Below are 13,377 nucleotides of genomic sequence, written 5' to 3' on the forward strand. Positions count from 1 at the left end.
ATGGCAACAATTTTCGATCCGATCAAACTGGGCGATCTCGAACTGTCCAACCGCATCATCATGGCACCGCTGACTCGCTGCCGCGCCGACGAAGGCCGCGTGCCGAACGCGCTGATGGCCGAGTACTACGTACAACGTGCCTCGGCCGGCCTGATCATCAGCGAAGCCACTTCGGTGACCCCGATGGGTGTCGGCTACCCGGACACCCCGGGCATCTGGTCCAACGACCAGGTGCGTGGCTGGACCAACGTGACCAAGGCCGTTCATGCGGCCGGCGGCAAGATCGTTCTGCAACTGTGGCACGTGGGCCGGGTTTCCCACCCGTCGTACCTGAACGGCGAAGCGCCGGTTGCACCGAGCGCCATCCAGCCGAAAGGCCACGTCAGCCTGGTTCGCCCGCTGGCCGACTACCCAACCCCGCGCGCACTGGAAACCGCTGAAATTGCCGACATCGTCGACGCCTATCGCGTCGGTGCGGAAAATGCCAAGGCGGCCGGCTTCGACGGCGTGGAAATCCACGGCGCCAACGGTTACCTGCTCGACCAGTTCCTGCAAAGCAGCACCAACCAGCGCACCGACCACTACGGCGGCTCCCTGGAGAACCGTGCCCGCCTGCTGCTGGAAGTGACCGACGCGGCCATCGAAGTCTGGGGTGCAGGTCGTGTCGGCGTCCACCTGGCTCCGCGCGCCGACTCCCATGACATGGGCGACGACAACCTCGCTGAAACCTTCACCTACGTTGCCCGCGAACTGGGCAAGCGTGGCATCGCCTTCATCTGCTCCCGCGAGAAAGAAGGCGCCGACAGCCTCGGCCCACAACTGAAGGAAGCCTTCGGCGGCGCATACATCGCCAACGAACGCTTCACCAAGGACAGCGCCAACGCCTGGCTGGCCGAAGGCAAGGCTGACGCCGTGGCATTCGGTGTGCCGTTCATTGCCAACCCGGACCTGCCGGCCCGCTTGAAGGCCGATGCGCCACTGAACGAACCGCACCCGGAAACCTTCTACGGCAAAGGCGCAGTCGGCTACCTCGACTACCCGACCCTGTAAGCCTCACCGCAGAAACGCAAAAGCCCCCGACTCGTGAGAGTCGGGGGCTTTTTATTGGTCGCCGGGCGGCCAAGCCGTTCACATTCGTTCACAGGCTCGACACAAAATTGCTACAAAATACGTAGCTCGCTACCTATCAACCCGCGCCACAGAGGTATATAAAAGCATCCCATTGCAGCGGGGCGAGTGAACAGGGATCTTCACCCTCCTCCGTCATTGACACAAACTGATCCAATAACGAATTTTGTTTCATTTGCGCAGGCTGGGGCTCCAACGCAGCATGTCCAGCCCGGTATCGACCCAGCGCTCGGCCTCGGCGTACAGCTCAAAGCTGTCCGGGGCCAGCAGCCACTGATACAGAATGCCATCGATAAAAGCGTGAATGCTGATGGCTGCGCGGGCGGTGTCGAGGTCTGCCGGCAACTGCCCACGATTGACCGCATTACTCAATGTCAGCGCGATCCGCACATTGCAATCGAGGCTGGCGGTCCGGCGCTGTTGGCGCAGATCGCACATTTCATCGGTGAATTCGCACTTATGAAACAGAATTTCGTTGATACGCCGGGTCTTCGGGTCCAGTGCAACTTGATGAAACAAATGAATCAGCAGCTTGCGCATGCAGCCCAGCGGGTCGGGTTCGTCCTCGCTTTCACTGGCCTTGGCCAGCTCATCCAGCGGCTCATGCAGCGTATCGAGCATCGCCTGCAGCAAATCGGCCTTGTTGCTGAAGTGCCAATAGATGGCGCCACGCGTCACGCCGGCCAGGCTCGCGATATCGGAGAGCGTCGTGCGAGCCACTCCCCTCTCAAAGAAAGCTTTTTCGGCGGCTTCCAGAATCTGGCTGCGCGTTTCCTGAGCTTCCTCTTTGGTACGACGAACCATGGCAGTAAAACCTCAAACAAAATGTTTCAGGGATGGCTGAATATCCGCTGAATAAAAAGGGGTGGATCTCTCGCGGATCGACGCCCCCGGCCTACAATTTCAGACCTTGCCACGACTTTTGTAACCGGTTGGGTACGCAGCGAAGGTGTTTACAAACAACCATGAACGTAAGTATATTCCTTAGCAAGCTACTTATCCACCCGGCACCCATTTTTTACCCTTCCACACTTCTTGTGCGCTTTTCGCGCGCCTGACCCGAGGATCTTCATGCAATTCAAGCCAGCTGTTACCGCTCTGGTCACTGCCGTCGCCCTGGCATCGCTGCTCAGCGGATGTAAAAAGGAAGAGGCGGCTCCCGCCGCACCACCTCCTCAGGTCGGCGTCGTCACCCTGCAACCACAAGCCTTTACCCTGACTTCCGAACTGCCGGGCCGCACCAGCGCGTTTCGCATTGCCGAAGTTCGTCCGCAGGTCAACGGCATCATTCTCAAGCGTCTGTTCAAGGAAGGCGGCGATGTCAAAGCCGGCCAGCAGCTGTATCAGATCGATCCGTCGGTCTATGAAGCGACCCTGAAAAGCGCCGAAGCCAACCTGCGTTCGACCAAGTCGATTTCCGACCGTTACAAGCAACTGGTCGACGAGCAGGCCGTCAGCCGTCAGGAATACGACACCGCCGTGGCCAATCGCCTGCAATCGGAAGCGTCGTTGCAGACCGCACAGATCAACGTGCGCTACACCAAGGTGTATGCACCGATCTCCGGGCGTATCGGCCGCTCTTCGGTGACCGAAGGCGCACTGGTCAGCAACGGCCAGGCCGATGCGATGGCGACCATCCAGCAACTGGACCCGATCTACGTCGACGTCACCCAGTCCTCGGTGGAACTGCTGGAACTGCGCCGCGAACTGGAAAGCGGCCGTCTGCAGAAGGCCGGCGACAACGCCGCTGCGGTCAAGCTGACCCTGGAAGACGGCAGCCAGTACAAGCTCGACGGTAAGCTGGAATTCTCCGAAGTGTCGGTCGATCAGACCACCGGTTCCGTGACCCTGCGCGCCGTGTTCCCTAACCCGGATCACACTCTGCTGCCCGGCATGTTCGTCCACGCGCAGTTGCAGGCCGGTGTGAACAGCGCCGCGATCCTCGCACCGCAGCAAGGCGTGACCCGCGACCTCAAAGGCACCCCGACCGCGCTGGTCGTCGGACCGGACAACAAGGTCGAACTGCGTCAGCTCAAAGCCAGCCGCACCGTCGGCAGCCAATGGCTGATCGAAGACGGCCTGAAGGCCGGCGATCGTCTGATCACCGAAGGGCTGCAATTCGTCAAGCCAGGCATCGAAGTCAAGCCAAGCGAAGCGACCAACGTCGGCAACAAGAACCCGGCCCCCGCTCAGGCAGCTGACAAAGCCGCCGGCGGCAAAGGGGAGTAATCCATGTCAAAATTTTTCATCGACCGTCCGATTTTCGCCTGGGTAATTGCCCTGGTGATCATGCTGGTCGGGGCACTTTCGATCCTGAAACTGCCGATCAACCAGTACCCGAGCATTGCGCCACCGGCCATTGCGATCTCCGTGACCTACCCGGGTGCTTCGGCACAGACGGTTCAGGACACCGTGGTTCAGGTCATCGAGCAGCAACTCAACGGTATCGACAACCTGCGTTATGTATCTTCGGAAAGTAACTCCGACGGCAGCATGACCATCACCGCGACCTTCGAGCAAGGCACCAACTCCGACACCGCGCAAGTCCAGGTCCAGAACAAGCTGAACCTGGCCACCCCGCTGCTGCCGCAGGAAGTGCAGCAACAGGGTATCCGCGTGACCAAGGCAGTGAAGAACTTCCTGCTGGTGATCGGTGTGGTGTCGCGTGACGGCAGCATGACCAAGGACGACCTGTCCAACTACATCGTGTCGAACATGCAGGACCCGATCTCGCGGACCGCCGGTGTCGGTGACTTCCAGGTCTTCGGTGCTCAGTACGCGATGCGCATCTGGCTCGACCCGGCCAAGTTGAACAACTTCAACCTGACCCCGGTCGACGTGAAAACCGCGATTGCGGCGCAGAACGTCCAGGTGTCGTCCGGTCAGCTCGGTGGCTTGCCTGCCGTGCAGGGCCAGCAGTTGAACGCCACGATCATCGGCAAGACCCGTCTGCAGACCGCCGAGCAGTTCAAAGAGATTCTGCTCAAGGTCAACAAGGACGGCTCGCAGGTTCGCTTGAAAGACGTCGCCGACGTCGGCCTGGGTGGCGAGAACTACGCCATCAGCGCCCAGTTCAACGGCAGCCCGGCTTCCGGACTGGCAGTGAAACTGGCCAACGGCGCCAACGCCCTCGACACCGCCAAGGCACTGCGCAAGACGATTGACGACCTCAAGCCGTTCTTCCCGCAAGGCATGGAAGTGGTGTTCCCGTACGACACCACCCCGGTGGTGACCGAATCGATCAAGGGTGTGGTTGAAACCCTGGTCGAAGCGATCGTGCTGGTGTTCCTGGTGATGTTCCTGTTCCTGCAGAACTTCCGCGCCACCGTCATCACCACGATGACCGTGCCGGTGGTATTGCTCGGTACGTTCGGCATCCTCGCGGCGGCCGGTTTCAGCATCAACACCCTGACCATGTTCGGCATGGTGCTCGCCATCGGCTTGCTGGTGGACGACGCCATCGTCGTGGTGGAAAACGTCGAGCGGGTGATGAGCGAAGAAGGCTTGTCACCGAAGGAAGCGACCAAGAAATCCATGGGCCAGATCCAGGGCGCCCTGGTCGGTATCGCTCTCGTTCTGTCGGCGGTATTGCTGCCGATGGCGTTCTTCAGCGGCTCCACCGGTGTGATCTACAAGCAGTTCTCGATCACCATCGTGTCGGCCATGGCGTTGTCGGTACTGGTCGCGCTGATCTTCACCCCGGCGCTGTGCGCCACCATGCTCAAGGCGATTCCGCACGGTGAGCACGGTGCGCCGAAAAAAGGCTTCTTCGGCTGGTTCAACCGCAACTTCGACCGTGGCGTTCGTGGCTACGAGCGCGGTGTCGGCAACATCCTGCAGCGCAAGGCCCCGTACCTGCTGGCCTACCTGCTGATCGTGGTCGGCATGATCTGGCTGTTCACCCGCATCCCGACCGCGTTCCTGCCGGAAGAAGACCAGGGCGTTCTGTTCGCCCAGGTGCAGACCCCCGCCGGTTCCAGCGCCCAGCGCACTCAGGTGGTGGTGGATGAAATGCGTGAATTCCTGCTGCGTCCGACCAAGGACGGCGGTGAAGGCGACGCAGTAGCCTCGGTGTTCACCGTAACCGGCTTCAACTTCGCCGGCCGTGGCCAGAGTTCGGGTATGGCGTTCATCATGCTCAAGCCGTGGCACGAGCGAAACGCCGACAACAGCGTGTTCAAACTCGCCGCCCGCGCCCAGCAGCACTTCTTTACCTTCCGCGATGCGATGGTGTTCGCCTTCGCTCCGCCAGCGGTACTGGAGCTGGGTAACGCCACCGGTTTCGACGTGTTCCTGCAGGACCGCGCCGGTATCGGTCACGAAAAACTGATGGCTGCGCGCAACCAGTTCCTGGGCATGGCGGCACAGAGCAAAGTGCTGACCCAGGTCCGTCCGAACGGTCTGAACGACGAGCCACAGTTCCAGCTGGAAATCGATGACGAGAAGGCCAGTGCCCTGGGCATCACCATCGCCGACATCAACAACACATTGTCGATTGCGCTGGGCAGTAGCTACGTCAACGACTTCATCGACCGCGGTCGGGTGAAGAAGGTGTACGTGCAGGGCCGGCCAGACTCGCGCATGAGCCCGGAAGACCTGAAGAAGTGGTACGTGCGTAACGCCTCCGGCACCATGGTTCCGTTCTCCGCGTTCGCCAAGGGCGAGTGGATCTACGGTTCGCCGAAGCTTGCGCGTTACAACGGTGTTGAAGCGGTCGAGATCCTCGGTGCCCCGGCTCCGGGTTACTCCACCGGTGAAGCGATGGCCGAAGTCGAGGCGATCGCCAAGAAGCTGCCGGCCGGTGTGGGTATCTCGTGGACCGGTCTGTCGTACGAAGAACGACTGTCCGGCTCGCAGGCTCCGGCGCTGTACGCCCTGTCGCTGCTGATGGTGTTCCTGTGTCTGGCGGCGCTGTATGAAAGCTGGTCGATTCCGATCGCGGTCATGCTCGTGGTACCGCTGGGGATCATCGGTGCGCTGATGGCCACCAGCCTGCGCGGTCTGTCGAACGACGTGTACTTCCAGGTGGGTCTGTTGACGACCATCGGTCTGGCGGCTAAAAACGCCATTCTGATCGTCGAGTTCGCCAAGGAATTGCACGAGCAGGGACGCAGTCTGCGCGATGCGGCCATTGAAGCCTGCCGCATGCGTCTGCGACCGATCATCATGACGTCGCTGGCCTTCGTCCTCGGTGTTGTACCGTTGGCCATCTCCACCGGCGCAGGCTCGGGCAGCCAACACGCAATCGGTACCGGCGTGATTGGCGGTATGCTCACCGCAACGATCCTGGCGATATTCTGGGTTCCACTGTTCTTCGTCACTGTGTCGTCCATGGGTCAGCGCAAAAACGCCGGCAAGGATGACGCCATAGAAACTCCTAAAGAGGCTGGCCAATGAGCAAGTCGCTACTCTCCATCGCAGTCGCCGCCTTCGTGCTGAGCGGTTGCTCGCTGATACCGGATTATCAGCAGCCTGAAGCACCGGTGGCCGCGCAATTCCCGCAGGGCCCGGCGTACTCGCCGGCCCAGGCACCGGCGCAGGCCGCTGCCGAACAGGGCTGGAAGCAGTTTTTCCATGACCCGGCCCTGCAGCAACTGATTCAGGTCGCCCTGGAAAACAACCGCGACCTGCGTGTCGCGGCGCTGAACATCGACGCCTACGCGGCTCAATACCGCATCCAGCGCGCCGACCTGTTCCCGGCCGTGTCGGCCAATGCCAGCGGCAGCCGTCAGCGGGTTCCGGCCCGTGCGTCGCAGAGCGGTGAAGCGGCCATCAACAGTTCCTACTCCGCCACGGTCGGCATCAGCGCCTACGAACTCGACCTGTTTGGTCGGGTTCGCAGCCTGAGCGAACAAGCGTTGCAACAATACTTCGCCACCGAAGAAGCGCGCCGCAGCACCCAGATCAGCCTGGTGGCCAGCGTGGCCAACGCCTACCTGACCTGGCAGGCCGACAAGGAACTGCTCAAGCTGACTCAGGACACCCTCGGTGCCTTCGAGGAAAGCTACAAGCTGACCAGCCGCAGCAACGAAGTCGGTGTGGCCTCGGCGCTGGACCTGGCGCAGTCGCGCACCTCGGTCGAGAACGCCCGGGCACAACTGGCGCGTTACACCCGCCAGGTCGCTCAGGACGAAAACAGCCTGACCCTGCTGCTCGGCACCGGTGTGCCGGCCAACCTGCAAGCGGCCAAACCGCTGTCGGATGACCTGCTGGCCGACGTGCCGGCCGGCCTGCCGTCGGATCTGCTGCAGCGTCGTCCGGACATCCTTCAGGCCGAGTACAACCTGAAGGCGGCCAACGCCAACATTGGCGCGGCCCGTGCAGCGTTCTTCCCGAGCATCAGCCTGACCGCCAACGCGGGCAGCCTGAGCCCGGACCTGTCCGGCCTGTTCAAGGGCGGTTCGGGCACGTGGCTGTTCCAGCCGCAGATCAACCTGCCGATCTTCAACGCCGGCAGCCTGCGCGCCAGCCTCGACTACGCCAAGATCCAGAAGGACATTGGCGTGGCGAACTACGAGAAGTCCATTCAAACAGCCTTCCAGGAAGTCGCCGATGGCCTGGCCGCGCGCCAGACCTACACCGAGCAGTTGCAGGCTCAGCGTGACTTCGTCGCTGCGAACCAGGACTACTACCGTCTGGCCGAGCGTCGCTATCGCATCGGCGTCGACAGCAACCTGACCTTCCTCGATGCCCAGCGTCAGCTGTTCAGCGCGCAACAATCGCTGATCACCGACCGCCTCGCGCAGTTGACCAGTGCGGTCAACCTGTACAAGGCTTTGGGCGGCGGCTGGAATGCGCAGACCGCGCAGAACGAACCGCTCAAAGAAGAAGCGCCGAAGATGAAGCTGTTCTGATCATCCGGTGAACACGAGAAGCCCGCCGATTGGCGGGCTTTTTGTTGCCTGTGAATCTTGCGTTCGATAATCGCCCAAATTCCACTTTCGCCGATTGAATCGCCTCGCCCACGCCCCGCACCATTCGAGCCACAAAACCAATAACAACAGGTTCGACACCATGCTCCCGCGCCCTGCTCCTCCCGGCTGATCGCCGCCGCTTCGCCTCTGAATCCATCGAATGTCTGCGCCTTGAAAAACGGTCGCAGCGCCCCCGTTTGCTCCAAAAAAACAAGAGAGACCCGAGCCCATGACAACCTCCCCTGCGCCCTACGCACTTCCCGGTCTGATCGCCCTCGCCCTCGCCGGCATCGCGCTGCCCGCTGCGGCTGAAGAAGCCGGTTTTATCGACGGGGCCAAGGTCAACCTGAACCTGCGCAATTTCTACATCAATCGCAACTTCACCAACCCGACCAAGGCTCAGGGCAAGGCTGAAGAATGGACGCAGAGCTTCATCCTCGACGCCAAGTCCGGTTTCACCCAGGGCACCGTCGGTTTCGGCATGGACGTATTGGGGTTGTACTCGGTGAAACTCGATGGCGGTAAAGGAACGGGCGGCACGCAATTGCTGCCCCTGGACCATGACGGTCGCCCGGCAGACAACTTCGGTCGCACCAACGTGGCGTTCAAGGCCAAGCTGTCGCAGACCGAAGTGAAGGTCGGTGAATGGATGCCGGTACTGCCGATCCTGCGCTCGGACGACGGCCGCTCATTACCGCAGACCTTTCGCGGCGGCCAGATCACCTCGAAGGAAATCAATGGCCTGACCCTTTACGGCGGCCAGTTCCGCGCCAACAGTCCCCGTGACGACAGCAGCATGAGCGACATGTCGATGACCGGCAAAGCCGCGTTCACCTCCGACCGCTTCAACTTCCAGGGCGGCGAATACGTGTTCAACGACAAGCGCACCCAGATCGGCCTGTGGAACGCCGAACTCAAGGACATCTACAGCCAGCAATACGTCAACCTGATCCACAGCCAGCCGCTCGGCGACTGGACCCTGGGCGCCAACCTCGGCTTTTTCTATGGCAAGGACGACGGCAGTGCCCGCGCCGGCGACCTCGACAACAAGACCTGGTCGGGCATGTTTTCGGCGCGATACGGCGGCAACACCTTCTACGTCGGTCTGCAAAAACTCACCGGCGACAGCGCCTGGATGCGCGTCAATGGCACCAGCGGTGGAACGCTCGCCAACGACAGCTACAACTCCAGCTACGACAACGCCCGGGAACGTTCCTGGCAACTGCGCCATGACTACAACTTCGCCGCCCTCGGCGTTCCCGGCCTGACCCTGATGAACCGCTACATCAGTGGCGACAACGTCCACACCGGGACCACCACCGACGGCAAGGAATGGGGCCGCGAGTCCGAACTGGGCTACACCGTGCAAAGCGGTGCGCTCAAGGACCTGAACGTCAGATGGCGCAACTCGACCATGCGCCGCGACTTCAGCAACAACGAGTTCGACGAGAACCGCCTGATCGTCAGCTATCCGATCAGTTTGCTGTGACTGTGACAACGGCGCTCCCGGCGAGCGCCGTCTTTGACCGCTGGTCATTTGAGTCTGGCAAGCCACCAAGACCCGGTTACATTTAAGCGGTACTTTTTATTCTCCAGCCTGCAGTAGGAGCCATTTACCTTCCGTTATCTCCGGATGCTGTACGCGAAGCACACCTTGACCATGGAGGTCAGGTATGAAAAAGCGAATAGTGATCGTCGGTGGCGGCGTAGGCGGAACCATGCTGGCCAATCAACTGGTCGGCAAGCTGTATCCCGAAATCCTGCGTGGCGAAGTCTCGATCACTCTCCTGTCGGTATCCCCCGATCATTACTACAAACCTGCGTTCATGTACGTGGCGTTCAACCTGTTTTTCAAGGAAGAACTCAAACGCCCGGAACGCTCATTGTTGCGACCTGAAATCGACTTTCAGGTTGAAAAGGTCATACGGTTCGACTTCAACAACCAGCGCCTCAAAACCCATAGCGGCAAGTTTTTTGTCTACGACTTTCTGGTCATCGCCACCGGTTGTGTGCCCGCTCCGGAACGAATCGAAGGGTTGAAAGAGGCCGGCGACCATTTCTATCAATACGATCCGGCGCGCCAACTGGCACAACGTCTGAGCACGATTGAAAAGGGCCGGATTTTCATTACCGTGTCTTTTCCGCAGACTCCCAATGTGCCGCACCAATGCGGAATTGCGCCGGTAGAAACGACATTGATGGTGGATGATCTGCTACGTCGACGAGGTGTGCGCGACAAGGTAGAGATCATCTACACCTACCCCAAGACTGCCCAGTTGCTGCGAAACTGCCTGTTCCTGCAACGCGCGACCGGGGACGTCCTGCCCGGCATTTTCGACAAGCTGGGTATCCAGTATCAGCGCAGCTTCACGCTGAGTCGGGTCGATCCCGACGCAAAGATCGCCTACTCCGAAGAAGGCGCAGTGCAACCGTTCGATATTCTGATGGCAACCCCGCCGATCCGCGCCGTGGATGCCGTGCTGGAATCCGGAATTTCCCAGGCGCCCAACAACGAAGGCTGGTTGCCGACCAACCACGAAACCCTGCAGGTCTATGGTCTGGACGGGGTCTATGTGATCGGCGACACCGTTGACCTGCCGGTGAGCAAGGCCGGTGGAGCCTGCCATAACCAGGCACCGGTGATCGCCAACAACATCGCCGCCGAAATCCGTCTGGGGCACCCCATCAGTGCCTATGACGGCCGCGTTCAGGCCGTTGCGCAAATGGGCCTGAATGCCGGAATGCCACTTTGGTACAACTACAGCCGTGACGTACTGCCGACGCCACCGACCAAACTCGGAGGGCTGCTGCGCAATGGCTTTAATCGCGGTCTGTACTGGATGGTGGCCCGTGGAATGCTTTGACCCTGCACAGGGAGGAGTGATTGCTGATGAAAGAGTCTGAAGCCCTGTCGGCCACACCCGGCTACACCGCCCTGATGGCCAGACTGCAACCGTTGATCGACGCTGGACGGCTGGAAAACATTGTCGACCTGCTGTCCCTGCTGTCGGATCTGGTCGACCTGCTGGATGAAGCCATGGTGGAGAAACTGTCCTTGCTGATCGAACAGGCGGCAGCCTGCAGTTGGGAGGCGGCCAATGCTCTGCGTCTGGCCAAGGCTGAAGTCGCCGCGCAACACCAGCCACCAAGCGTTTTTGCCCTGCTCAAACTGTTGAACGACGGCGATACACGCAAAGGCGTGGCCGTTGTCCTGAAAGCGCTCAACGTCATCGGAAGACAACTTTAACTCGCCAGAGAGGATCACCTCATGAGCGTAAAACTCGAAACGCCGGTCAAGACCTGCACCGACTGGGACGCCCGGGCGTACCAGCAGTTTTCCCGTCTCAGGCAACAACCGGTCGACGAATTGCTCGGCCGTGTCGACCTGGAAAATCCCCAACGCATTTATGACCTGGGCTGCGGCACCGGGATTGCCACAAAGATTCTGGCGTATCGCTGGCCCGAGGCAGAGATCAAGGGCATCGACAGTTCGAAAGACATGCTTCAGGTCGCCCGCTGCCTGCCGATCAAGGCGCGCTGGCAACACGCTGACCTGCAACACTGGAAACCCCGCAAGCCGGCCGACCTGTTGTTCGCCGCCGCTGTGCTGCATTTCATCGATGACCATCAGACGCTGCTGCCGGGATTGCTGTACCACCTCAACCCCGGTGGCTGTCTGGCCGCGCACATGCCGGACTGGCGCGATGCGCTGTGGTATCGGTTGATGCTCGAAACCCTAGACGATGCCGGCCCCTGCGGTCGACCGATTGGCACCGCGCAATTGCGCCAGCGCATGGCGGCACGGACGTTGTTGTCACTGGAGGATTACTACCGTTTGCTCGCGCCGCTGACCCACTCGCTGGATATTTGGGAAACCGAACAGTTGCAGGTCGTGCGCGGAAGTTCGCCGATTTATGACTGGGTGAAGGTGTCGGCGCTGCGGCCGGTGATGCAGGGACTGACGTCAGAAGAACAGGCGCGCTTCATTTATCACTACCTGATGCGAGTGCATGCCCATTATCCGCAGGAGGATGACGGCCACACGCTGTTTGCGTTCAAGCGGATTTTCATTGTTGCCAAGGTGTGAAGTCCAAAGGATCGCAGCCTTCCACAGGCTGCGATTCTTCGAACTCGACGATTACTCGCGTGATTCGGTACCCAGCTCATCCCACACCGATTCGGCCAGATGAAACGTCGCATTCGCCGCCGGAATCCCGCAGTAGATCGCGCTCTGCATGATCACTTCCTTGATCTCGCCACGGCTCACGCCATTGTTGGCCGCCGCCCGCAGGTGCAACTTCAGTTCACCTTCGCGGTTCATGCCGATCAGCATGGCGATGGTGATCAGGCTGCGGGTATGGCGCGGCAGGCCCGGCCGGGTCCAGATGTCGCCCCAGGCGTGACGGGTGATCATCTCCTGGAACTCCGAGTTGAACTCGGTCAGCGTGGTCAGGCTGCGATCGACGTGAGCATCGCCGAGCACTGCGCGGCGCACCTGCATGCCGTCGTCGTAACGTTGTTTCTCGTCCACGGAAATCCCCTCAATCGGCCAGCAGGAATGTCAGCACACGGTCGCTGAACGCGTCGCCGGCCTGAACGTTGGAAAGATGCGCCGCATGAAACTCGGCGTACTCGGCGCCGCGCACGTGCTCCTGAATGAAATGCCCGCCGGACGGCGGCGTCACCGCATCTTCCGTACCGGCGATCACCAGCAGCGGTGCCTTGATCGACGACAACTGCTCACGGAAATCCGCATCGCGCACCGCCGCGCAGTTGGCGGCGTAACCTTCAGGATTGGTCGCTGCCAGCATGTCGGTGATCTGCTTGGCCGCTGCCGGATTGGCGGCGGAAAAATCCGGAGTAAACCATCGGGCAATCGATGCATCGCGCAAGGCGACCATCGCCGCCGGGCCGTCACGCAGCACGGTTTCGATGCGCGGATTCCACACCGACGGATCGCCGATCTTTGCAGCGGTGTTGCACACGATCAGTTTGTTCAGACGCTGGCCGGCATTGATCCCCAGCCACTGGCCGATCAACCCGCCCATCGACAGACCGCAGAAATGCGCACGTTCGATGTGCAGCGCATCCAGCAGCGCCAGCACGTCGCGACCCAGTTGCTCGATGCTGTAAGGGCCCGGCGTCACCAGCGACTGGCCGTGCCCGCGCGTATCAAAACGCAGCACCCGAAAATGTTCGGTGAAGGCCGGCATCTGCACGTCCCACATGTGCAGGTCGGTGCCCAACGAGTTGGACAGCACCAGCACCGGCGCATCGACCGGGCCTTCCAATGAGTAATGCAGTTCGCCATCGGCGAGTTGAACGAAAGCCACAG

At 60.8% G+C, this 13,377-nt stretch carries 11 protein-coding genes; 8 read left to right on the forward strand and 3 right to left on the reverse strand.

From position 1 onward, the window contains the following. Entirely contained in the window at positions 1-1,050 is a 1,050-nt protein-coding gene (locus J5M72_RS17475; protein WP_169429191.1) for an alkene reductase, read from the forward strand. A gap of 249 nt (positions 1,051-1,299) precedes the next feature. Here the strand turns inward: J5M72_RS17475 and emhR are convergent, their stop codons facing one another. Next, entirely contained in the window at positions 1,300-1,932 is a 633-nt protein-coding gene (gene emhR / locus J5M72_RS17480; protein WP_114881735.1) for an efflux system transcriptional repressor EmhR, read from the reverse strand. Positions 1,933-2,199: 267 nt separating this feature from the next. Between emhR and emhA the strand changes: the two genes are divergently transcribed. From emhA to J5M72_RS17515, 7 genes are all read left to right on the forward strand, one after another. Beyond that, a complete protein-coding gene (gene emhA, locus J5M72_RS17485; RefSeq protein WP_169429190.1) occupies positions 2,200-3,357 on the forward strand; it encodes an efflux RND transporter periplasmic adaptor subunit EmhA in 1,158 nt (385 codons plus the stop codon). Between the two features lie 3 nt (positions 3,358-3,360). Continuing rightward, on the forward strand, positions 3,361-6,525 hold the full coding sequence (gene emhB, locus J5M72_RS17490) for an efflux RND transporter permease subunit EmhB (protein ID WP_207866640.1): 3,165 nt from the start codon (positions 3,361-3,363) through the stop codon (positions 6,523-6,525). Further along, entirely contained in the window at positions 6,522-7,982 is a 1,461-nt protein-coding gene (gene emhC / locus J5M72_RS17495; protein WP_169429188.1) for an efflux RND transporter outer membrane subunit EmhC, read from the forward strand. The genes emhB and emhC overlap by 4 nt, the downstream gene beginning before the upstream one ends. A gap of 289 nt (positions 7,983-8,271) precedes the next feature. Further along, positions 8,272-9,531 carry an OprD family porin gene (locus J5M72_RS17500; RefSeq protein WP_207866641.1) on the forward strand — a complete coding sequence of 420 codons (1,260 nt, stop codon included), beginning with the start codon at positions 8,272-8,274 and terminating at the stop codon, positions 9,529-9,531. A gap of 184 nt (positions 9,532-9,715) precedes the next feature. Further along, complete coding sequence (locus J5M72_RS17505; RefSeq protein ID WP_207866642.1) at positions 9,716-10,906, forward strand: FAD/NAD(P)-binding oxidoreductase; 1,191 nt, start codon at positions 9,716-9,718, stop codon at positions 10,904-10,906. Between the two features lie 26 nt (positions 10,907-10,932). Further along, complete coding sequence (locus tag J5M72_RS17510; RefSeq protein WP_243433378.1) at positions 10,933-11,289, forward strand: DUF1641 domain-containing protein; 357 nt, start codon at positions 10,933-10,935, stop codon at positions 11,287-11,289. Positions 11,290-11,310: 21 nt separating this feature from the next. Further along, the gene (locus tag J5M72_RS17515) at positions 11,311-12,129 is read left to right on the forward strand and encodes a methyltransferase domain-containing protein (RefSeq protein WP_207866643.1); all 819 of its coding nucleotides are present in this window, start codon (positions 11,311-11,313) and stop codon (positions 12,127-12,129) included. A 51-nt stretch (positions 12,130-12,180) separates the two neighbouring features. Here J5M72_RS17515 and pcaC read toward each other — a convergent pair whose 3' ends face one another. Then, complete coding sequence (gene pcaC, locus J5M72_RS17520) at positions 12,181-12,573, reverse strand: 4-carboxymuconolactone decarboxylase (RefSeq protein WP_011332825.1); 393 nt, start codon at positions 12,571-12,573, stop codon at positions 12,181-12,183. Positions 12,574-12,583: 10 nt separating this feature from the next. Beyond that, entirely contained in the window at positions 12,584-13,375 is a 792-nt protein-coding gene (gene pcaD / locus J5M72_RS17525) for a 3-oxoadipate enol-lactonase (protein ID WP_207866644.1), read from the reverse strand. Positions 13,376-13,377: the final 2 nt, after the last annotated feature.

The organism is Pseudomonas sp. 58(2021) (assembly GCF_017491585.1).
Taxonomy (GTDB): domain Bacteria; phylum Pseudomonadota; class Gammaproteobacteria; order Pseudomonadales; family Pseudomonadaceae; genus Aquipseudomonas; species Aquipseudomonas fluorescens_BT.